General features: G+C 71.9%; 20 protein-coding genes and 2 pseudogenes. 10 read left to right on the top strand and 12 right to left on the bottom strand.

Annotated elements, in window-relative coordinates; all coding sequences use genetic code 11:
- The first annotated feature begins 346 nt into the window (after positions 1–346).
- Positions 347–838 (top strand): ATP-binding protein, encoded by a 492-nt coding sequence (locus OG223_RS29845; RefSeq protein WP_329255181.1) that lies wholly within the window; start codon positions 347–349, stop codon positions 836–838.
- Positions 839–904: 66 nt separating this feature from the next.
- On the opposite strand, the gene OG223_RS29840 is transcribed toward OG223_RS29845, so the two are convergent.
- The 6 genes and pseudogenes from OG223_RS29840 to rpmG form a co-directional block, all read right to left on the bottom strand.
- Positions 905–1,123 (bottom strand): DUF397 domain-containing protein, encoded by a 219-nt coding sequence (locus OG223_RS29840; RefSeq protein ID WP_234478148.1) that lies wholly within the window; start codon positions 1,121–1,123, stop codon positions 905–907.
- Between the two features lie 306 nt (positions 1,124–1,429).
- Positions 1,430–1,663, bottom strand: a complete 234-nt coding sequence (rpsR, locus tag OG223_RS29835; RefSeq protein WP_329255178.1) for a 30S ribosomal protein S18 — start codon at positions 1,661–1,663, stop codon at positions 1,430–1,432.
- A gap of 2 nt (positions 1,664–1,665) precedes the next feature.
- A pseudogene (locus OG223_RS29830) lies at positions 1,666–2,208 on the bottom strand (GTP-binding protein); the annotation flags it as partial.
- Between the two features lie 722 nt (positions 2,209–2,930).
- Positions 2,931–3,513 (bottom strand): annotated as a pseudogene (locus tag OG223_RS29825) (GTP-binding protein); the annotation flags it as partial.
- Between the two features lie 2 nt (positions 3,514–3,515).
- On the bottom strand, positions 3,516–3,764 hold the full coding sequence (locus tag OG223_RS29820; protein WP_329255175.1) for a type B 50S ribosomal protein L31: 249 nt from the start codon (positions 3,762–3,764) through the stop codon (positions 3,516–3,518).
- 5 nt (positions 3,765–3,769) lie between these two features.
- Positions 3,770–3,934: a 50S ribosomal protein L33 gene (gene rpmG / locus OG223_RS29815; RefSeq protein ID WP_200691314.1), complete on the bottom strand. Its 165-nt coding sequence runs from the start codon at positions 3,932–3,934 to the stop codon at positions 3,770–3,772.
- A gap of 75 nt (positions 3,935–4,009) precedes the next feature.
- On the opposite strand from rpmG, the gene rpmB reads away from it, so the two are divergent.
- From rpmB to OG223_RS29795, 4 genes are all read left to right on the top strand, one after another.
- The gene (gene rpmB / locus OG223_RS29810) at positions 4,010–4,246 is read left to right on the top strand and encodes a 50S ribosomal protein L28 (RefSeq protein WP_200691315.1); all 237 of its coding nucleotides are present in this window, start codon (positions 4,010–4,012) and stop codon (positions 4,244–4,246) included.
- On the top strand, positions 4,246–4,551 hold the full coding sequence (rpsN, locus tag OG223_RS29805) for a 30S ribosomal protein S14 (RefSeq protein WP_329255166.1): 306 nt from the start codon (positions 4,246–4,248) through the stop codon (positions 4,549–4,551). The genes rpmB and rpsN overlap by 1 nt, the downstream gene beginning before the upstream one ends.
- A gap of 123 nt (positions 4,552–4,674) precedes the next feature.
- On the top strand, positions 4,675–5,190 hold the full coding sequence (locus OG223_RS29800) for a hypothetical protein (protein WP_329255162.1): 516 nt from the start codon (positions 4,675–4,677) through the stop codon (positions 5,188–5,190).
- Between the two features lie 726 nt (positions 5,191–5,916).
- Positions 5,917–6,438 (top strand): DUF4232 domain-containing protein, encoded by a 522-nt coding sequence (locus OG223_RS29795; RefSeq protein WP_329255160.1) that lies wholly within the window; start codon positions 5,917–5,919, stop codon positions 6,436–6,438.
- A 22-nt stretch (positions 6,439–6,460) separates the two neighbouring features.
- Here OG223_RS29795 and OG223_RS29790 read toward each other — a convergent pair whose 3' ends face one another.
- Together OG223_RS29790 and OG223_RS29785 are read right to left on the bottom strand one after the other, a co-directional pair.
- Complete coding sequence (locus tag OG223_RS29790; RefSeq protein WP_329255157.1) at positions 6,461–7,582, bottom strand: DUF2786 domain-containing protein; 1,122 nt, start codon at positions 7,580–7,582, stop codon at positions 6,461–6,463.
- Positions 7,583–7,726: 144 nt separating this feature from the next.
- Positions 7,727–8,644 carry a DUF7666 domain-containing protein gene (locus tag OG223_RS29785; protein WP_329255154.1) on the bottom strand — a complete coding sequence of 306 codons (918 nt, stop codon included), beginning with the start codon at positions 8,642–8,644 and terminating at the stop codon, positions 7,727–7,729.
- Positions 8,645–8,742: 98 nt separating this feature from the next.
- Here OG223_RS29785 and OG223_RS29780 point away from each other — a divergent pair, with 98 nt between their 5' ends.
- The 3 genes from OG223_RS29780 to OG223_RS29770 all read left to right on the top strand — a co-directional run bounded on the left by OG223_RS29780 (position 8,743) and on the right by OG223_RS29770 (position 12,041).
- A complete protein-coding gene (locus OG223_RS29780; protein WP_329255151.1) occupies positions 8,743–9,489 on the top strand; it encodes a TetR/AcrR family transcriptional regulator C-terminal domain-containing protein in 747 nt (248 codons plus the stop codon).
- Between the two features lie 54 nt (positions 9,490–9,543).
- Entirely contained in the window at positions 9,544–10,260 is a 717-nt protein-coding gene (locus OG223_RS29775) for a Clp protease N-terminal domain-containing protein (protein ID WP_329255148.1), read from the top strand.
- Between the two features lie 92 nt (positions 10,261–10,352).
- Positions 10,353–12,041 carry a bifunctional 3'-5' exonuclease/DNA polymerase gene (locus tag OG223_RS29770; protein ID WP_329255146.1) on the top strand — a complete coding sequence of 563 codons (1,689 nt, stop codon included), beginning with the start codon at positions 10,353–10,355 and terminating at the stop codon, positions 12,039–12,041.
- A gap of 3 nt (positions 12,042–12,044) precedes the next feature.
- Here the strand turns inward: OG223_RS29770 and OG223_RS29765 are convergent, their stop codons facing one another.
- From OG223_RS29765 to OG223_RS29750, 4 genes are all read right to left on the bottom strand, one after another.
- The gene (locus OG223_RS29765; protein ID WP_329255141.1) at positions 12,045–15,182 is read right to left on the bottom strand and encodes an AfsR/SARP family transcriptional regulator; all 3,138 of its coding nucleotides are present in this window, start codon (positions 15,180–15,182) and stop codon (positions 12,045–12,047) included.
- Positions 15,183–15,588: 406 nt separating this feature from the next.
- Positions 15,589–16,482 carry a glycosyltransferase family 2 protein gene (locus OG223_RS29760; protein ID WP_329255138.1) on the bottom strand — a complete coding sequence of 298 codons (894 nt, stop codon included), beginning with the start codon at positions 16,480–16,482 and terminating at the stop codon, positions 15,589–15,591.
- 127 nt (positions 16,483–16,609) lie between these two features.
- A complete protein-coding gene (locus tag OG223_RS29755; protein ID WP_329255136.1) occupies positions 16,610–17,056 on the bottom strand; it encodes a DUF3052 domain-containing protein in 447 nt (148 codons plus the stop codon).
- A gap of 148 nt (positions 17,057–17,204) precedes the next feature.
- A complete protein-coding gene (locus OG223_RS29750; RefSeq protein ID WP_329255133.1) occupies positions 17,205–17,663 on the bottom strand; it encodes a DUF5707 domain-containing protein in 459 nt (152 codons plus the stop codon).
- Positions 17,664–17,876: 213 nt separating this feature from the next.
- Between OG223_RS29750 and OG223_RS29745 the strand changes: the two genes are divergently transcribed.
- Together OG223_RS29745 and OG223_RS29740 are read left to right on the top strand one after the other, a co-directional pair.
- Positions 17,877–20,240: a histidine kinase gene (locus tag OG223_RS29745; protein WP_329255130.1), complete on the top strand. Its 2,364-nt coding sequence runs from the start codon at positions 17,877–17,879 to the stop codon at positions 20,238–20,240.
- Positions 20,237–20,941, top strand: a complete 705-nt coding sequence (locus tag OG223_RS29740) for a response regulator transcription factor (RefSeq protein WP_329255127.1) — start codon at positions 20,237–20,239, stop codon at positions 20,939–20,941. The genes OG223_RS29745 and OG223_RS29740 overlap by 4 nt, the downstream gene beginning before the upstream one ends.
- Positions 20,942–20,960: the final 19 nt, after the last annotated feature.

Here is a 20,960-nt window from a genome sequence, read left to right as displayed (position 1 = left end):
CGCTCACGTTCGCCAGCCTCCCCAACCGTCTTCAGGGGCCGCAGTCTGCCACTAAAACACTTCGAGCAGTACTCGTTCGATTACAGAAATGGAAAGAAGAGGCTCCTGTTCACAGGAAGTTGTCAGGAAGACGTCAGCAAGATGCAAGGTCCGGGGCCGAGATCGGCGCGAAGTTGGCGGAAAAAATGGCCAACAAGCGGTACGGGAGGGTCCAATTCGGTCACCTGCACGTGCATCTGCCCTTGCATCTGCTGTACGCATCCGAAACCATGGTCTCGCGCCACCGCTGCATCGCAACGACCGCGAATTCCCGGGAGTGCCTCGCATGGGGACGAATGGATCGACCATGCTCGAGCCGTTACGGCAGGGCCTTCCGCCGCTGGACCCCTCAACCGTGTCCAGCGCCGCTTCTTGTGCTCTGCCCGCCCGCTACGAAGCGGTGCGCGAGGCACGGCAGTTCACCCGTCGCACGCTCGACCAGTGGGACGTCGGCGACCGCTTCGACGACGTCTGTCTGGTCGTCTCCGAACTGGTCACCAACGCGCTGCGGCACGCCCTGCCGGCCAACACCCCGCGCGTGCCGGAGCAGAACCCGCCCGTGCGGCTGCACTTGATGCGCTGGACCGAGCGGCTGGTGTGCGCGGTGCGCGACCCCAGTCACGACAGTCCCGTCGCCTGCGAGTCGGAGGACTTCTCGGCGGAGTCGGGCCGCGGCCTGTTCCTCGTCGACTCGTTCGCCGACGGCTGGGGCTGGCATCCGCTGGCGGGCACGCTCAGCGGCAAGGTGGTCTGGGCGCTGTTCCGGCTGCCGGACGAGACGGCACGGCAGGAGGCGTGAGGAACCGCGGCTCTTTTTCGGGCCGCGGTTCTACGCGCGTTGCCGACAGGTGGGCACGTCGGTCCGCTATCCCACTATCAGGTGGTCGAACTCGCCGTCCTTGATGCCCAGGAGCATCGCCTCGATTTCGGCGCGGGTATAGACGAGCGCCGGGCCGTCGGGGAAGCGCGAGTTGCGCACGGCGACGTCTCCGCCGGGCAGCCGCGCGAACTCCACGCAGGACCCCTGCGAGTTGCTGTGCCTGCTCTTCTGCCAGGCCACTCCGTCTAGCTGCGTGGCAGCCATGCCGTTGTACACGTCGAACCCCAAGTACACGCTGTCAACGCGGTGGTCCACAGGTCGCTCCCGGTTGTGCACTGGCTGGTGTGGCCATTGATGCAGTGGTCAACTGTTCCGGATCATAGCCCTGTTCATGTGCAGATGCATGGGCAGATGCACGTGCACGGGGGGTGCTCCTCCGGTTACAGCTTTGACGACCGCTTTACCGATGCCGTTCCAGCGTCTGCCCCAGTCCCCGCAGGACATGTGCCGGTGCGGGGCATGTCCTAGTGAAGACGCGTACCGGGGCGCCCGTGTTCCATCGGGGGGCGGCTATCGCGTCGAGTAGGGCAACAATGCCATCTCCCGCGCGTTCTTGATCGCCGCGGCCAACTGCCTTTGCTGCTGCGCGGATACGCCTGTGACCCGTCGGCTGCGGATCTTCCCGCGGTCGGAGACGAACTTCCGCAGCAGGTCGGTGTCCTTGTAGTCGATGTACGTCACTCCGGCCGCGTCCAGGGGATTACGGCGGGACTTGGTGGGCCTGCGCTCGGGTTTGCGGGGCACGGTCAGATCTCCAGGAAGGCGTCGAAGGCGGACGGGAGGCGTTTCCAGGCGGCGCGGCCCGCGGCGTACTCGGTGTCGGTCAACAGGCAGGACTCCAGGAGCCGTTCGAGTCCCTCGCGGTCGAGCCCGGGGGACGTGAAGACGAGGTGCTGGCAGCAGTCACCGTGCTCCGGGTGCCAGTCGAGCGCGGCGGCGGCCCGGCGCACCGGCGGCACCAACTCCCAGGCGGCGTCCGGCAACGAGGCCAGCCACGGTCCCGCGCTCTCCACACACAGCGCACCGCCGGCCGCGTCCCAGTGGATCAACGAGTCGGGCCGGTCGGCGAGCCAGAACCGCCCCCGGCTGCGGGCGGCCGCGCAGGTCAGATCCTCCAGCGCGGCGTACAACCGCTCCGGATGAAAGGGCCGACACCGATGCCAGACGAAAGTGCCGACCCCGTACGCGTCGGCCTCGACGGGGAGCAGGGCGCAGGCGGGGTGCTGGGCGGCGGCCGCGGCTTCCACGTCGAAACCGGACAGGGCTGCGGATGCCAACGGGGTGAGTGGGGGCGGGAGTTGACCCAGCGGATCGCTGTACGGGAGCGGGAGTTGCCCCAGCGGATCGCCGTAGGGGGGCGGGGGTTGCCCCACCGGGTCGCTGTACGGGGGCGCGGCGAAGCCTGCCGGGTCACCGGGCGGGGGCGAGGGCGAGGGCGAGGGCAGGACGGAACCCGGCGCGTTGCCGTGCGGGAACTGGAGGTGGTCGTCCGTCGACTCGCCGGGCGCGGGGGGAGCGGAGGCCGCCGGGTCGCCTTGCGGGAGCTCGCGGGAGCCGGCCGGTTCACCATCCGGGAGTTGGCGGGGGCCAGCCGATTCGCCAGTCGCAGGGCGGGCGGAACCTGCCGGATCGCCCTGCCGGAGTTCGCGGGAACCCGCCGGTTCGCCAGTCGCAGGGCGGGCGGAACCTGGCGGATCGCCTTGCGGGAGTTCGTGGGAGGCTGCCGAGTCGCTGCGCAGGGGCCGGGCGGCGTCTGCTGGGTCAGCATGCGGGAGCTGGTGGGAGCCCGCCCATTCGGCGGGCGCAGGCCGGGCGGCACCCGTCGGCTCGCTGTGCGCGGGGCCGGCGGAACCCGGCGCGTTGCCGTGTGGGAGGTCGAGGAAGTCCGCCCAGTCGCTGTATCCGGGCCGGGCGGAGTCCGCCGAGTCGTCGCCCTGCGGGAGCCGGTCCGAGTTCGGCGGGGCCTCGCGCCCGCCCCCGGTCGCCGTCGCCAAGTCGTCCTGGCTGAGCCGGATTTGTCTGGCCGTCGGGTGCAACTGTGCGAGCAGTTCCCGGTCTTCGTCGTCCGTCTCTGCCGAGTCGAGGACGGCGAGGGTCGGGGCGTACTCCAACTGGCGGGCGAAGGTGTCCGCGACGGTTCGTTGGTCTGTGGCTGCCGCCGCGAGGCCCGTTTCGGCGAGGTCGTCGCCGTTGGCGAGGTACGGGAGGAGCAGTGCCGGGTCGACGGCGGTGATGACGCCGGTGACCGTGAGGCCGCCGGACGTGATCACCTCGGCCATCGCCTTGGGCTCGACGGAGTCCCACAACTCGACGATCGCGAGCCGGACTTGACCGGCTCCGGCGATTCGGCGCAGTTCCGGGACCAGGTCCTCGCGCAGTGCGCAGCACGCGCAGTCGTTGACGAGGGGGGTCTCACCGGCGGAGACGATGCCCGTGGCGTCCCTGATCGTGCGGACGACGGTGCCGGCGGCCGCCGTAGCGAGGTCGTGGTGGAGTACGACGCTGCCGGGGACGTCGGTGAGGAGTCGGGCGACGGTCGCTCTGCGGGCGTCCGCGTGCAGGCCGGCGACGATCGCGACGGAGAGGTCGGGCACGGTCAGTCCTGCTTCCCGTACCGGCGCTCGAAGCGCTCCACGCGGCCGGCCGTGTCCAGGACGCGGGCCGTGCCGGTGTAGAAGGGGTGGCTGACGTTCGAGATCTCGACGTCGACGACGGGGTACGTGTGGCCGTCCTCCCACTCGACCGTCTTCGCACTCGTCATCGTCGAGCGGGTCAGGAAGGCGTGGTTCGCGGCGCGGTCCCGGAAGACGACCGGGCCGTAGGGCGGGTGGGTGTTCTCGCGCATCTCGGTCAGCGCTCCTCTCGGAAGTCGACGTGGCGGCCGGCGGCCGGGTCGTACTTGCGCAGGGTCAGGCGGTCGGGGTCGTTGCGGCGGTTCTTGCGGGTCACGTAGGTGTAGCCGGTGCCGGCGGTGGACCGGAGTTTGATGACCGGACGGAGTTCGTTGCGAGCCATGCCTGATACCTTAACGAAAATGAATTCCATTAGCATCATCGGCTACGGCCCCGATCGAGGAGAGGTACGTCACTCATGTCCGCCCATTGCATGCTGACCGGCGCCCGGCCCGGTTTCGGCAACCGCATCTCCCACTCCCACCGGCGTACGTCGCGCCGCTTCGACCCGAACATCCAGTCCAAGCGCTATTGGCTGCCCGGCGAGGGCCGTTACGTACGGCTGCGGTTGAGCACCAAGGGGATCAAGACCGTGGACGCGATCGGCGTCGAGGCGGCCGTGGCCCGGATCCGTGAGCGCGGGGTGCGAATCTGATGGCGAAGAAGAGCAAGATCGCGAAGAACGAGCGGCGGCGGGAGATCGTCGCGCGGTACGCGGTACGGCGGGCCGAGTTGAAGGAGATCGTCCGGCGGCCCGGCTCCACCGAGGCCGAACGGGCCGCCGCGCAGCGGGAGTTGCGGAACCAGCCGCGGGACGCCAGTGCCACCCGGGTTCGCAACCGCGACCAGGTCGACGGGCGGCCCCGTGGTTACTTCCGTGCCTTCGGGCTGTCCCGGGTGAATCTGCGCGGGCAGGCTCACAGCGGATACCTACCCGGCGTCCGCAAATCCTCCTGGTAACCCCTGGTAGCTTGCTGCGGTCGTTCCGGCCAAGGCCGACCGGGCGGCCGTCCGGCTACAGCTTGGGAGCTACCAGTGACTACGGCGAATTCGACGGTGTCGGCGGTATCGACGGGGTCGGCTGTGACAACCAGGGCGAACGGGGCGAACGGGGCGGCGGTACGGATCGTGGCTGCCGCTGCCGCCGGGCTGGTGGGCGCGCTCGTGCTGACCGGGTGCAGCGGCGGGGACTCCAAGGACGACTCCTCGTCGACGCCGAGCGCGTCCGCGACGGCTGCGGCGAGCACGCCCGCCGACTCCGGCAGCAGCCCGTCGGCCGCGTCCGACGGGCTGCAGGGCAGTTGGCTCGCGACGACGGACGGCAAGGCCGTGGCCCTGGTGGTCACCGGCAAGCAGGCCGCGCTCTTCTCCACCGGCGGGAGCGTGTGCAGCGGGACCGCCGGCGAGGAGGCGGGCATGCAGATGATCCACCTCAAGTGCACGGACGGCAGCAAGACCCGGGCGACCGGAATGGTCAGCTCCGTCAGCAAGTCGGGACTCGCGGTCACCTGGTCGGGGAGCCTCGGCAAGGAGACGTACACGCGCTCGGAGGGCGGACAACTCCCTTCGGGGCTGCCTACGGCGAGCCTCGGGTCGTAGAGGTCGTAGAGGTGGGGTGGCTCGGGAGTCGTCGGGCTCGGGGCGGTGGCGTGGCGTGACTTCGGGGCGTGGACCTGGCGTGGCCCGCGAGTCGCGCATCTCGGGCTGGGGGCATGGTGCGGCTCTGGAGTCGTAGACGTCTCGTGGCCTGGAGACGTGGGCCACGGGGCGACAGCCAGGCGTAACTCCGGGTCGTAGACCTGGCGTTGCCCGCGAGTCGTACGCCTCGGGCCAGGCACATGGTGCGGCTCTGGAGGCGTAGGCGTCGCGTGTCGCTGGAGTCGTAGGCGTCGGGCCGGGAGCCCGGCCTTGCTCTGGGGGCGTAGACCCGGCCCAGCCCGCAAGTCGCCCGCCTCGGGCCGGCAGCCCGGCGTAACTCCGAGATCGCGGGCCCCGGGTCGGGAGCCCGGCACAGTTCCGGGGGCGTAGACCTGGTGTGGCACTGGAGGCGTAGTCCTCGGGGCGGCAGCCCGGCGTAGCTCCGGGGGCATAACCCCGGCCTAGCCCGCGAGTCGTACACCTTGGGCCGACAGCCCGACGTAACTCCAGGGTCGTAGACCCGGCCCAGCCCGCAAGTCGCACGCCTCGGGCCGGCAGCCCGGCGTAACTCCAGGGTCGTAGACCCGGCCTGGCCCCGGAGTCGCAGAGCCCCGGGCGGGAGGCCCGTGTGGGTCTGCGGGCGTAGGGCTGTCGGTGGGGTGGGGTTCGGTGCGGGATGATCGGGTCATGCGCACCATTCCCCTCGCCGTCGCCGCACTCGCGTCGGCTCTGCTTCTGACCGCCTGCGACAGTGGCAGTGGCGGTGGTTCCTCCGACAGCAAGAACGGGTCGGCCTGTTCCTTCGACGGGGTCGCTGTCCAGGTCGGGCCCGCCAGTACCGCTCCGGCCGCCGGTGACACCGGTGAGGTTCCCGTCTCGCTCACCAATCAGAGCAAGCCGTGCGAACTGGACGGGTTCCCTGGTGCCACGCTGGAGGGCGGCGGTACCAAGGTCGTCCTCAGCGCGCAGAAGGGCGCCAAGGCGCAGAAGCTGAAGCTCGCCAAGGGCGACGCCGCGTCCTTCACCATCACCTACGTCCGCGGCAAGGCGGGCGACAAGCTGAGCCTGGCCGCGACGAAGCTGGTCGTCACCCTGCCCGGCAGCGACGACAGCGCGAGCTACAAGTGGTCGTACGGCCCCGTCCAGGGCAAGACCTCCGTGAGCGACTCGGATGCCTCGGTCAGTGCCTTCACTCAGGCCGGCGACTGACCCCGTCCCGCAAAGACTCCCGTCAGTCGAGCGGCGGCCTGGCCCTCACCTGTGCCCGGTCCGCCGCCTCCGCGCCCTCCGTCCAGCCCGCCTCGTCGGTGACCCCGCGCAGCCGGGTCGTGGTCGTCTGCGGGAACATCGCGTCGACGCGGTCGGTGACGGCGACCTCGCGGGTGGCGAGGACCGGGAGCAGGTCGTCGGTGACCTGCGTCTCGGCGGCCTGCGCCAGCCGGTCCCCGATGCGGTGGGCGTAGGCCGCGAGGAAGGACTGCCGGAAGGTCTTGGTCCGCCGGCGGCCGCCCGCGCGCTGGGCCGCCTCCGCCTTCGTCATCGCGGTCGTGGCCTGCACGAGGAGAGAGGTGTAGAGGAGTTCGACCACCTCCAGATCGCCCTCGAAGCCGACGACGGTCGAGAAACCGAAGGCCTCGTTCCACACGGCCCGGCAGTGGTTCGCCCCGGCGACCGCGTCCAGCAGCACCGCCTTCGCCTGCTCGTACGGCGCCTCGACCCCGATCCGGCACGCGCCGGGCGCGTCCTTCGCCGGCGCCTGCGCGTCGAGCAGCGCCTCGTCGATACTGTGCCGCGCCATCAGCTCCTGCGCCTTGGCGCTCAGCGCCTCCGCCTCCTCCGGGAACCCGGTCGCCTCCGCCTTCGCGAGCAGCGCGCGGACGCGGGTGAGCATGCGGGAGGCGGGCCGACGGTTCTCGTGCCGTTTCGGTTCGTGTCCGTCGTCCAGGGGTTCCAGGCTCGGGAGCCGTAGCAGCAGGCGGTACAGCTCCAGGACGGTGGTGGCGTGCGTGAAGCGGTCGGTGCGGAACGGCGGCTCGGCGGCGGCCAGTTCGTCGAGCTGGGCCGCCCAGCGGGGGCCGCGCGCCCGGTCGTCCGGCGCCTGCGCCCGGATCAGCTCGGACACGAGCCGTACGTGCACGTCGTCCGACTCCCGCCGAACCAGCCGTACGACATCTGCGGGCTGCCAGCCGCGCCGCCAGGCCGCCGCCACGAACTCCCTGCCTCGGCGGGCCAGTTCGGGGTCCGCTTCGGGGGCGGCGGCGAGGATCGAGGCGCCCGCGTCGAGGGCGTCGTGGGTGTCGGTGTAGAGGGCGGCCTCGAAGGCGCGCTCCACGGGGGTGGTCGGGCTGCTCACCTGGTGATCGTGTCATGGGGGCGAGGAGGGAGGGGGTGGGGCTCGTTGCCGGGGTTTGTTCGTCCACACCCTGTGGACAACCAACTCCCAGTGGAACTCGGGGTGTTGACCGGGGTGGGATTGTCCGCCTCTGGGCCGACCCCGTCACACGCGGGCCGCTCTCGCCTCGCCGATCAGCTCGACGAGCGTGGCGTTCTGGGCCAGGTAGTGGGTGTCGGTGGGGTGTGCGGAGAACTCCGAGAAGGCCGCGTAGTAGGGGTCTGCGGCGGTGTCGGCCGCGTAGGTGCCGCGTGCCGCCGCGACGGCCGCGGCGTGGGCGGCGGCGCCCGCCGCGGCGGCCGTGTGGGCGGCGGTGGCCGCGCGGTCGGCGGTGTGGGCGGCCTCGATGCCGGCCGCGACGTTGTGCACCGCCGCGTACACGGCTATCAGCGCCTCGGCCGCCTCGACGGCGTCCGCGGCGGCATGGGCCGCGTACGCCGCTGCCGCCGCGGCGGCCGTCCACGAACCGGCGTCACCGTCGGCGGCGTAGGACGCGGCGATCGTGGCGGCGACGGCGCGTCCCGTGTCCGCGCCGGCGGGCGCACCCGCGGCGATGGCACCGCCCGCGGCCCGGCGCCCCTCGATCAGGTCCCCCTCGCCGAGCCCGCCGTCGAGAAAGTCCTCCGTGGCCCGGAGGCACTGGCGTACCCGGGCGTCGAGCGGGTGCCGCCGCTCCAGACGGTCGAGGGCGTCCTGCGCGCACCGGACCGCGAACCGCCGTAGAACCGCTGCCGGGATCTCCTCCACGAGCCGCATCTCGCTCGCCGCGAACTTGTGGGTCTGCCGCGATATCCCGCCCCTCGCCTCCGCGAGGAACCAACGGCGGCCGTAGACGTGTCGCAGGGAGTCCCTCGGGGTCGGTGCCGCGTGCAGGCCGTTCGAGCAGCAGCGGATCGGTCCGCTCGTCCGCTGCCATTCACCGATGCGCCAGGACACGTCTCCGTTCGCCGAGGTGAGGTCGTCCTCGACGAATCGGTAGCACTCGATCGTCTGGATCGTCTCGATCGTCTCCGTGGTGTCCACTGCGTTCCTCCTGTGCCGATGACGTCAGTGCGATACAGCGTATCGGATACACGTACAGCGTATCGGCCGAGCGTACTGCGCACCGTTAGACTTCGCCCGTGCCGACGAAACGCCCTCCCACCCCGAACAACGGTGAGCCGATCTGGCTGCGCGAGGCCAAGGCCGAGGCCGAGGCCGAGCGCGCGGCGAAGACGCCGTTGACGCGCGAGCGGATCGTCCGGGCCGCGATGGCGGTCGCCGACAGCGAGGGGCTCGACGCCGTCTCGATCCGGCGGATCGCCGGCGAGTTGAAGGCGCGGCCGATGAGTCTCTACGCGCACATCGAGAGCAAGGACGACCTCTTCGAGCTGATGCACGACGCCGCGGTGGAGGAGACGCTCGTGGGCGAGGTCCCGGCCGACTGGCGCGAGGCGTTGCGCCTGCTCGCCCGGTTCAACAGGGCCGCCGCGCTGCGCCACCCGTGGCTGCTGGCCACCCGGGACACGGGGTGCCCGATCGGCCCCGCCTCGCTCAAGCGGATGGACGAGTCCGCGGCGGCGGTACGTGGTCTGGACGCCGACAGCGCCGTGCTGCGGGCGCTGATCCTCGCGGTCGACACGTTCACGCTGGGCCATGTGACGGCCGAGCTGTCGGGCGGGATCCGCCGCCGCACCAGCGAGGCCGTCAGCACCGCCCGGCGCGAGGCCGGCACGGAGTACGTCCGGACGCAGATCGACGCCGGCAAGCTGCCCCATCTCGCCGAGGCCGGCTTCTCCGAGCTCCTCTACGACGACGATCCGGCGGCGAGTTTCGAGCGCGGCCTCGACTGGCTGCTGGCCGGGGCCGCCGGATCGCTCGACCAGTAGCCTCACTGTCAACTCAGGGTTGACACCCCCTACCTGTCAACCTACGGTTGACACATGACGACCAACCCGAACGTCACCTCATCCGTACGCCTCGACGACCTCATCGACGCCATCAAGAAGGTCCACCCCGCGCCGCTGGACCAGCTCGAGGACGCGGTGATCGCCGCCGACCACCTGGGCGACGTGGCGGACCACCTGATCGGCCACTTCGTGGACCAGGCCCGGCGCTCCGGTGCCTCCTGGACGGACATCGGCAAGAGCATGGGCGTCACTCGGCAGGCGGCCCAGAAGCGCTTCGTGGCCAAGGAGTCCGCCGACCTCGACCCCAGCCAGGGCTTCAGCCGCTACACCCTGCGCGCCCGCAACGTGGTGATGGCCTCCCACAACGAGGCCGTGGCCGCCCGCAACCCGGAGGGCCGGCCCGAGCACCTCGTCCTCGGTCTGCTCGCCGAACCGGACGCCCTGGCGGGCAAGGCGATCACCGCGCAGGGGGTCCTCCTGGACGCCGTACGCCAGGCGGCCACCGCGGCGCTCCCGCCGGCCGGCGAGGAGGTCCCGGACCTCATCCCCTACGGCCCCGACGCCAAGAAGGTCCTGGAACTCACCTTCCGCGAGGCCCTGCGCCTGGGCCACAACTACATCGGCACCGAGCACATCCTGCTCGCCCTGCTGGAGCACGAGAACGGCGAGGGCGTGCTGAACGGCCTGGGCATCGACAAGCCCACGTCGGAGCGGCACATCGCCGAGATGCTGCACCGGCTCCAGGGCTGAACCGCGAGCGAGGGGCGAGCCCCGAGCCACGAGCCGGGGGGCTGAACCGCAGGTCACGGGGATTGTCAGTGCCGCCTGCCACACTCGCGGACATGACCGGCCGCTGGGCGCTCGCTCCGGCCGAGGGCGGTGGCGCGGAGGTCGCCGCCCTCGGTCCGGACGGGCTGCCCGTGGGGGCGGTGCGGCGGGAGCCGGATCTCGTCGAGGCCGTGCGCGGCCGTCCCGACGTGGCCCGGTGGGTGTGGCGGTCCACCGCCGAGGTGTATCCCGTGCTGCTCGCCGCGGGGGTGCGGGTGGAGCGGTGCTACGACATCGAGGACGCCGAGACCCTGCTGCTCGGGCACGAGGGGAGGCACGGCGAGCCGCGGTCGGCGGCGGCCGCGCTGGCCCGGTTGCGCGGTGGGGCCGTACCGCCGGATCCGCCGCAGCGGGCCGCCGAGCCCGGCGCGCAGTCCTCGCTCTTCGAGCCGCAGAGCGTCCGTCTCCCCCTGGCCGACCTGCTCGCCGTGTACGCCGAGCAGCAGCGGCGGCACGACGCCACCACCCACCCCGACCGGATGCGGCTGCTCACCGCGTCCGAGTCGGCGGGGATGCTGGTCGCCAATGAAATGAACAGGGCGGGGCTGCCGTGGAGCGCCGACGTGCACCGGGAGCTGCTGCACGAGTTGCTGGGCGAGCGGTATGTGGGAGGCGGTGAGCCGCGGCGGCTCGCCGAGCTGGCGGACGAGGTGTCGGCCGCCTTCGGGAGACGGGTGCGGCCCGATCTGCCCGCGGATGTCGTCAAGGCCTTCGCCAGCGCCGGAATCAAGGTCAAGTCGACCCGGCGCTGGGAGATCCAGTCCCTCGACCATCCGGCCGTGAAGCCGCTGCTGGAGTACAAGAAGCTGTACCGGATCTGGGTCGCCCATGGCTGGTCCTGGCTGCAGGACTGGGTGCGGGAGGGGCGGTTCCGGCCGGAGTTCCTCGCGGGCGGGACCGTCACCGGGCGCTGGGTCACCAACGGCGGGGGCGGGCTGCAGATCCCCAAGGTCATCCGGCGGGCCGTGGTCGCCGACCCGGGCTGGCGGCTGGTCGTGGCCGACGCCGACCAGATGGAGCCGCGGGTGCTCGCCGCGATCTCCCGCGACCCCGGGCTGATGGAAGTGGCCGGCCGGGCCAGCGACCTCTACCAGTCCGTGTCCGACCGCGCCTTCTCCGGCGACCGCGACCAGGCCAAGATCGCCGTGCTCGGCGCGGTCTACGGCCAGACCTCCGGCGACGGCCTCAAGAACCTCGCGGCGCTCAGACGCCGGTTCCCCAAGGCGGTGGCGTACGTCGACGACGCCGCGAAGGCGGGCGAGGAGGGACGGCTCGTCCGGACCTGGCTGGGGCGGACCTGCCCGCCGGTGGCCGGGGGCGAGGACGCGGCGGAGGAGGCGGGCATCCCCCAGGACGATCCCGTCACGGCCTCCGCCGACCAGGGCTGGGTGCCGGGGTACGCCTCGACCAACTCCCGTGCCCGGGGCCGTTTCGCGCGCAACTTCGTCGTCCAGGGCAGCGCGGCGGACTGGGCGCTGCTGATGCTCGCCGCGCTCCGCCGGTCCTGTGCGGAGCTGTCGGCCGAGCTGGTCTTCTTCCAGCACGACGAGGTGATCGTGCACTGCCCCGAGGAGGAGGCCGAGGCGGTGGCCGCCGCGATACAGGAGGCGGCCGACCTCGCCGGGCGGCTGACGTTCGGGGAGACACCGGTGCGGTTCCCGTTCACGGTGGCGGTCGTCGAGTGCTACGCCGACGCCAAATAAGCCCTACGGCCGCGCCGGTCGACGCGCGTCACACTGCGACAACAGCTCGCCGAGTTCCCTGACGACCGCCTTCTCGTCCGTCCCGTCGAGCGCGTCGAGGGCGGCCCGCCACTCCTCGTACGCCTCCTCCGCGCGGCCCTGTTCCCGTAGCAGCAGCCCGAGTTGGTGCCTGGCCAGGCCGCCCATGTAGCGGTCGGCGCGGGCGTCCGCGCGGCGGAGCAGTTCGGCGCACTCGGTGCCGGCGTGTTCACCACGGCCGAGGAGCCGCAGGGCACGGACCAGGCCGAGGCGGGTCTGTGACTCGCCGTGCCAGTCGCCGTGGCCGCCGAGGATGCGCAGGCTCTCCTCGAAGTGCGGTACGGCGGCGGCCGGTTCGCCGAGGGTGAGATGGGCGTAGCCGATGTTGCAGTGCGCGGAGTGCTGCACGATGACGGCGCCGATCTCGTCGCCGATGGCCAGGGAGCGGCGGTGCTGTTCGACGGCGGCCCGGGGGTCGGTGTGCTCGTACAGGTTGCCGAGGTGGCTGTAGGTCACGGCCTCGCCGTACGGGTCGTTCAACTGCCGTGAGTACGCGAGGCTTTGGCGCAGCGCGACCCCGGACTCGGCGTAGCGGCCCAGGCCTTCGAGGAGCAGACCGCGGTTGTTGAGGCAGCGGCGGATCCAGGAGACCGCGTCGAGCCGCCACCAGATCGCCAGCGCCTCGTCGTTGAGCCCGAGGGCCTCGTTCTGCCGCCCGGTCAGGAAGTGCAGCCCGGCGAGATCCCCCAGCGCGTACGCCTCCGCCGCCGCGTCCCCGAGCCGCCGCGCGGCGCCCAGGGCGACCCGGCCGAGCACCTCCGTCTCGGCGACGCGGCCGCCCCGCAGGACATAGGGGAAGAGGAGCCGGACGAGGGTCGAGACGTGGGCGGTCCGGCGGAGATCGGGGGTGTCGCGGTACCGGGTCACGAGCGTCACCACGTTCTCCAGCTCCAAGTCGCCCCAGGCGAAGGCGTCTTCGGAGCGGGGGAAGGGGGCGGTGGCCGCAACCTCCGCGGTGTGGCCGGGGAGTTGGGCGGCGGTGGGGCGGCGGCGGTCGTCCTGGTCGAGGCCGGGTTCAACGATGGCGGTGAGGGTGCGTTCCGCTACCGCGGCGTACCAGGCGAGGGCGGTGTCGATGGGATCGCCGTTCCCCTCCGTGCCCCCGCTCATGTCCCCTTCCCCCTGCGCCAGTTCGCGGGCGAAGTCGCGCACCAGGTCGTGCGGGGTGTAGCGGCCGTACGCCGTCTCCTCCAGGAGGGCCACGTCGACGAGGCGGTCGAGGGCGGATGCGGCGCGGTGTTCGTCGGTGCCGGCGAGGCGGGCGAGGAGGGGGGCGCCGTAGGCCGGGAGGTCGAGGGCGCCGATGCGGCGGAGGGCGAGGGCCGCGTCGCGGTCGGTCTCGCGCCCGGAGGCGGCGAGCGCGTCGTGGGCCACCGCCAGGGAGCGGCGGACGCTGAGGTCGTCGTACTCCAGGTGGGGCAACCGGCTTTCCGTGGCGGCCAGTTGACCGGCGAGGACGTCCGGGGTGAGGGCCCGGCGGGCGGCCAGCCGGGCGGCGACGACGCGCAGGGCGAGCGGGAGACGGCCGGTGAGTTCGACGAGCGGGTGGGCCGCGTCGAGGCCCTCGCGGCCGGAGACCGCGCGCAGCAGTGCGGCACTGTCCTCGCCGGACAGCGGCGCGAGCGGGAAGCGGCGGGCGCCGTCGAGCGCGGTCAGCGGCGAGCGGCTGGTGACGATCACCGCGCACCCGGTGCCGGCCGGCAGCAACGGCCGTACCTGAGCCGCGTTCTCCGCGTCGTCCAGCACCAGCAGCGTGCGGGTGGGGGCGAGCAGGGAACGGAGCAACGCGCTTGCCGCGTCCGGGTGTTCGGGGATGTGCCGGGGTTCGGCGCCGAGGTCGCGGAGCAGGGCGTGGAGCGCCTGGCCGGAGGTGAGGGGGGTCATGCCGGGGGTGGCGCCGTGCAGGTTCACGTACAACTGCCCGTCGGGGAAACGGGTTCGCAGCGCGTGGGCCGTGTGCAGCGCGAGCGCGCTCTTGCCGACGCCGGCCGTGCCGCTGATGACGGCGAGGGGGTGGGAGCGGGGTGGGGAATTCGGTTCCGCGGACGGGCTCGCGAGGGTGTCGCGCAGGGCGTGGAGGGTGTCGGTGCGGCCGGTGAAGTGGGCCGGTGGGGGCGGGAGTTGGGCGGGGTGGGGGGTCGGGGGTGAGTGGGCGGCGGGCATGTCGGGGGCGGCGGTCGGGGCGGTCGCGCCGGGCGGGTGGACCGGTTCGTCCGCGCCGACGGCTCCGACGACTCCGACTCCGGCTTCGACGCCGCCTTCGACGGGACCGGTGGCGCCCGCCCCCTTCCCTTGAACCTCGCGAACCTCCACCCCGCGCAACACCTCCACATGCGCTTCCCGCACCCCCGCCCCCGGCTCGATGCCGAGTTCCTCGACCAGGCGGTTGCGCAGGTCGCGGTGGACGGCGAGGGCCTCGGCCTGGCGGCCGGTGCGGTGGAGGGCGAGCATCAACTGGCGGTGGTAGCGCTCCCGGAGGGGATGGTCGGCGACGAGGGCGGCCAACTCCGGTACGAGACCGCCGAGTCGGATGCCACCCAGGGCCAACTCGGCGTCGTAGCGCCATTCGAGGACGAGGAGACGGGCCTCGGTCAGGCGTTGGGCGACGGCGTAGCCGCCGAGGTCGGCGGGGAGGCCGCTGAGCGGGGTGCCGCGCCAGAGGGCGAGGGCCGCCGTGCAGGCGCGGACCGTGCCGGGCCAGTCCCCGGCCGCGTGCGCGGTGCGGGCCTCGGCGACCCGGGTCTCGAAGACGTGGACGTCCAACTCGCCCTCGTCGACGCGGAGAAGGTAGCCCGGGGGTACCGCGCGCAGCCGCTCGGGGTCGTCGAGCAGGCGGCGCAGACGGGTCACGTGGTTGTGCAGGGAGGCGTGCGCGGACGCCGGCGGTGAGCCGCCCCACAGGGCGTCCTTGAGGGCGTCGACGGAGACCACCCGGCCGGGTTCCAGGAGCAGCGCGGCCAGCAGGACCCGCACCTTGGGGCTGCCGATGGGTTGCACACCGTCACCGTCACGGCCGTAGAGGACAGTCGTGCCCAGCAGTCCGAACCGCAGCTCGCACCGCATCACACCGAACCGTCACCCTTCCGCGCGGCCGCTCACGGCCGTGCTCCGCGGCGGAGGTCTCCGCCGTCCCTGGCGGATTTCCGCCCTGCTCACAGCGGTTTCCCGCCACCTTCTCCCAGCGTCCGAGAGCCGGAATCCGTTACCGTACCGGCTGTCTCCCGGCGCCGCCCCACGACTTCAGGCCACACTGCTCCGGGGCATCGTGCGCACCATTGGCCACATGTTAGCGATCTGTTGGTGCGACCTGATGTGATCACTTCATCGGAGCTGGCCCGACGGTGCGCGCGTACGACGCGCAACTCGGGGGAGTGTCGCCGTCGTGGCCGGGTCCGGGGACGCGAGAGGGCCCCGGTCGGCGGAGGTGAACGACCGGGGCCCTCGTCCCTTACGACTTTGGTACTACGGGTCAGATGACGGGCGGGCGGCCCAGGCGCGTCAGCCGCCACACCGTCCGCCAGCGCATCGGGCGCCGCTCCCCCGCCGGTTCGCGCACGCCCTCCATGAATCCGCCGAACCAGGCCCGCAGTCCGGCGCGCGACCGTGTCCGTACGAGGGTGAGCAGCGTCCAGACGCCCAGGTGCACCGGGATCAGCGCGAGCGGGAGCCGGCGGCGGACCAGCCAGACGCGGTTGCGGGCGGTGACCCGGTAGTAGATGGCGTGCCGGGCGGGTGAGGTCTTGGGGTGCTGGAGGAGCAGCTCGGGGGCGTACAGGATGCTCCATCCGGCGTCGGCGGCGCGCCAGGCGAGGTCGGTCTCCTCGTGCGCGAAGAAGAACTCGGCGGGCCAGTCCCCCGTCTCGGCGAGCATGGCCATGCTGAGCGCGTGCCCGCCGCCGAGGAACCCGGTGACGTATCCGCCCTGCATCGGGTCCCCCGCGCCGACCCGCGGCACATGGCGCCGCTGGGTCTCCCCGTGCTCGTCGGCGATCCGGAACCCGACGATGCCCAGGCGCGGTTCGGCCGCGTACAGATCGCGTACGCGGCGCAGCACGTCCGCGTCGACGAGCAGTCCGTCGTCGTCGAGTTCCACTACGACGTCCACGTCGCCGAACGCGCGGAGCCGGGCCAGACCCACGTTGCGGCCGCCGGGGCAGCCGAGGTTCTCGTCGAGGTCGATGGTGGTGACCTCACCGGGGAGGGAGAGGCGGTCGGTGAACTCGGGGAGCCGGCAGCCGTTTCCGACGATCACGATGCGGGTGGGCGGGATGTCCTGCTTGGCCACGGACTCGAGGAGCGCGTCGACCTCGGCGGGCCGGTTTCCCATGGTCACCACGGCGACGGCGATCCTCGGCTGCGCCATGTCCCTCATTCCATCCGGCACGTCTTTCGCTCCATCCGGCCATCCGGCGCTGCCCGCGCACCGATCGCGCGGCACTCGCCGTTCACCAAGATGTTTCCCTACATCGGCCGGTTGCCCCAACTCACGTTCATTTTGCGGGACCTTTATTGCGGCTTTGCCGGTTTTCCCTCCGCCGTACGAACTTCAGCCCCGACCAGTCGTCGCCGAGCGCGGCGACCTTCACGTCGACGACACCGAGCGGGAGGAAGAGTTCGCGCAGGCCGTTCTCGGTGATGTCGCTGACATGCCCGGCGGCCTTGCGGGGCCAGGCGACCCACAGCATGGCGGCATCGTCGAGACCGAGAACCAGATCTGGGGCTTCCGCCTCCAGGTGCCGCCGTTCCTGGTAGAAGGCGACGGTGACGTCCGCGCCACGGGGGCCGCCGGAGGTGACGTCGCAGTCGTCGGGGAGTCCGGGGATGGTCCAGTGGTCGGGGGCGTGGTGCAGGTGCACCTCGTGGCCGGGTTTGACGCCGATCTTCTTGGCGAGGGGGGTGCCGGAGTAACCTCCGGCTGCCGCAGGGGAGTTGACCATGCTCTTCTCCGACCTTCTACGAACTTCTGACCTTCTACGGCCTTCTACGGCCTTCTACGGCCTTCTGCGACAACGACCGGTGCCCCGTCTCGATCGAGACGGGGCACCGTATCCCAAGTGACCGCGTGCTGGCGTCAGCGTGCCGGTGTCAGCCGGTGATGTCGAAGGTGGCGGCCTTGGACGCGAACGTCGTGTCGCCGTCCTTGGCGGTCGCGAGTGCCGAGACGTACCAGGTGCCCTTGGCCGCGGCGGCCGCGTCCTTCTTGGAGATCTTCAGCGTGTAGGTGCAGCGGGAGGTGTCGTCCGAGGTGGTCTTGCACGTGGCGGACTCGACGGACCGCAGGTCGGTCGCGGTCGGGTTCAGCTTCGAACTCGCGGGCCAGGCTACGACCTTGAGGCCGCGGATGCCCGAGTCGTCGCTGACGTCCACGGTGTAGGTGAAGGAGCCGGCGGCGTTCGCGGAGGGCGCGGTGTAGTGGGCCGAGCCGTTCTTCAGGGCCGGCTTCTCGGGGGCCGCCGAGGCGGCGGACGCGGCGAGCCCGCCGGCGACGACTCCGCCGACCGCGGCGACGCCGGCGAGCGAGAAGAGGAGAGTGCGCTTGGTCATGGACATGGGAGATCCCCCTGTGTGGTGTGGATGGTGTGGGAGGCGGTGGTCGACCGCTTCCCTCGATGTGATCGAGCCTAGGAGCGGGACGGGGCCCGGTCCTCGGGCGCAAGGACGGTTGCCGCGTTGAACCAGAGGTAGAGAAGCGCGGGGCCGTAATCCCCCTTCAGCCTGAGCCGGGCCGTTCACCTGCGCCCCTAGCCTTTGGGTGTCATGAAACGAACCGACGACCGGCTGCTCCCGGTCCTGCTGATCTGTGCCCAGGCCCTGGTGTGGCCGGTGGCTCCGCTGCTGCGCGGCACCGTGCCGACCGCGGCCGACCTGCTCGTGGCCGCGCTGGTCGCCGGACCGGTGACGGCCGCGCTCGCCCTGCGCCGCAGCCGCCCGGTGATCACGCTGATCGTGGTCGCCGCCGCCTGCGCGGTGGGCGCCGGCCCGCTGCCCATCGGCGCGATCGCTCTCTTCGGCACCGCGGGCGTCGCGCTCGCCCTGTTCACCGTGGCGGCCGAGCGCGACACCTTCACCACGGTCCTGTGCGTGGTCACGCTCGCCGCCTGGCAGTTCCTGCAGAACATCACCCTGCACGGACTCAGCGACAACAACGGTCTCGACCTCGTCCTGATCGCCCTGCTCTACGCCACGGCGTGCGGCGCGGGTTTCCACGTACGGCGAACCCGGCGCGCCCGCCACGCGGCCGAACTCCTCCTGAACCGCGCCGAGACCGAGCGCCACCGGCTCCCGGCGGCCGAACGCCGCCGCATGGAACGGGAGTTGCACGACGTCAGCGCCCACCACCTCACCGCCGTGGTCGTCACCGCCGGCGCCGCGCTCGGACTGCGCGAACGCCGTCCCGAACTAGCCGCCGAGGCACTGGAGTTCGCCACCGAGACCGGCCGCGAGGTCACCCGCGCACTCGGCGCGGTCCGCGCCCCGGCCCCCTCACGCGAGGAACTCCCCTCCCCCGAGGAGCGGTTGCGGTCCCTGATCGCCGGCTTCCGCCGCCTCAACCAACCCGTCGACTTCGAGATCGACCCCCTCCCGGACGGCGCCGTCGCGGACGCGGCCTACGGCATCGTCCGCGAGGCCCTGACCAACGTGGCCCGCCACGCACCGGGTGCCCACACGACGGTCGTCTGCCGCTACGGCGACACCCGCACCGACATCGTCGTCACCAGCGCGGCACCACCGTCCGGCACACCGGCCCACGGCGCGGGCCTCGGCGGCGGCCGCGGCCAGGGCTTCCTCCGCTCCCGCGCCCGCGAAACAGGCGGCACGCTGACCACCGGCCCCACGGCGGACGGCGGTTGGGAGGTGCGCGCGATCCTCCCTGGCCGTACCGCGGCCCCGGTGGAACACTCCGTCCCGCGCAGCTACCGCGTCGCCCAGATCGTCGCCGCGATCGGCCTGTGCTTCCAGCCCCTGCTACCGGTCCTGATCATCCGCGCGGATGCGACATCGAGCAGTTCGCATGTGTCGGCGGGAGTCCTCTTCGCCCTCCTCGCGGCAGCCCAGGCGGTGGCACTGCTGTGGCTGCGCAGAGCGCCCAGAACCGTCCAACTGACCTTGATCGGCCTGGCGTTGCTGTGGCCGGTGGCGATGGAGGTGGGCGACTACACGGGCCCTGTGCTGCTACCACCAGCGCTGAGCATCCTGGCAACATGCGCAGCGGTGACGTACCTAAAGGGGCGCGGGGCTGTATCTATATGCGGCTCCGCCGCGGGGCGCGACCAGACCCCACCGGCTCGCACCTACCGACTACCTCAAGTCCCTCTCTCCGTCTTTCCCATCGCAGCGACAGCCGCATACGCCACGGCCCTGACCATCGCCGTCCTGCACCACGGCACAACCATCCCCGCCTGGGCGGTAGCCACAGCCGCAACTACCGCTGTCGCACTGGCAATTGGCGCGGCCTACTACGCCGGATCCCTGACCGCCCAACGCAACCGGGCAACCCAGGGCACCCAGACAGCACAACTCGCCGCCTGGACCGAGGAAGCCGTAAGAGACGCCTGGGCAGAACGCCGCCGCATCGCAGCAGGGCTGGAGACCACCGTCCTCGCCCGCACCGCAGACATGATCACAGAAGCAGAGGCAGGCCGCCTGGACGCAACGGCCACCCGCGCCCGAGAGGCCCTCGCAGCAATGCGCGCCCTCCTGGACGCAGTCCGGGACGCCGACGAAACAGCAACCCCCGCCCTACGCCCCCAACCCACCGTCCAGGCCCTCGACCTGCTGGCCCACCAGTGCCGAGCCACCGGCCGCGACGTGGAGATACGCCTCACCGACCGCGTCCCGGACCGGCTCCCCACCGAGGTGGACCTGGCCGCCTACCACGTCGCCGAGACCCTCCTCGCGACCGGCGACGACGAACCCGCCGTACTCGAACTCGACGTAAACGACAGTACGTTGACGATCACGGCCACCGGCGTGCCCCGCGCCGCCGACCCCGCCGTACGGGACCGTCTGACGGCACGGATCGCGCCGCTCGGCGGCACCCTGACGGCCGGCCGGCCGCCGGGAACGGTCCATCTCCGGCTGCCGCTCGCGGCGCCGGACGACGAGGAGAGAGAACGATGAGCCTCAGGGTGCTGGTCGTCGACGACCAGGGCATCGTCCGGGCGGGCTTCGCCGCCGTGATCGACGCCGAGGACGACATGACGGTCGTCGGCGAGGCCGCCGACGGCGCCACCGCGGTGGTCCTCGCCGCGGAACTCGCCCCCGACGTGGTCGTGATGGACGTACGGATGCCCGAACTGGACGGTATCGCCGCCACCCGGATCATCACCGCGCGCCCGGACGCGCCCCGGGTGCTGGTGCTGACCACCTTCGACCTCGACGCGTACGTCTTCGACGCGCTGCGCGCGGGAGCCTCCGGCTTCCTCCTCAAGGACGTGCACGCCTCCGAACTCCTGGACGGCATCCGGGTGGTGGCGAGTGGCGAGAGCGTGCTCGCCCCGTCCGCGACGCGTCGGCTGATCGGCCACTACGCGTCCGGGGCGGGCACGGGATTCCGCTCCGGCCCCGACTCCGGTGCGGGGAACGGCCCGCGCGAGCTGGAGAGCCTCACCGGCAGCCAGCGCAACGTCCTCTCCCTGCTCGCCTCCGGCCTCAACAACGCGGAGATCGCCGCGGAGTTGGACATCACCGTCGGCACGGTCAAGTCCCATGTCAACGCCCTGCTCCGCAAACTCGGCCTGCGCGACCGGGTCCAGGCCACGATCCTCGCCTACGACCTCGGCATCACCCGTCCGAACCCGCCGGGCGCGGACCATCTCTGACGAACCCTCAATATCGCCT

The sequence above is a fragment of the Streptomyces sp. NBC_01478 genome (genome assembly GCF_036227225.1).
GTDB lineage: Bacteria > Actinomycetota > Actinomycetes > Streptomycetales > Streptomycetaceae > Streptomyces.
Note: the sequence above shows the minus strand (reverse complement) of the source record. Positions and strands in the feature narration are given on the sequence as shown.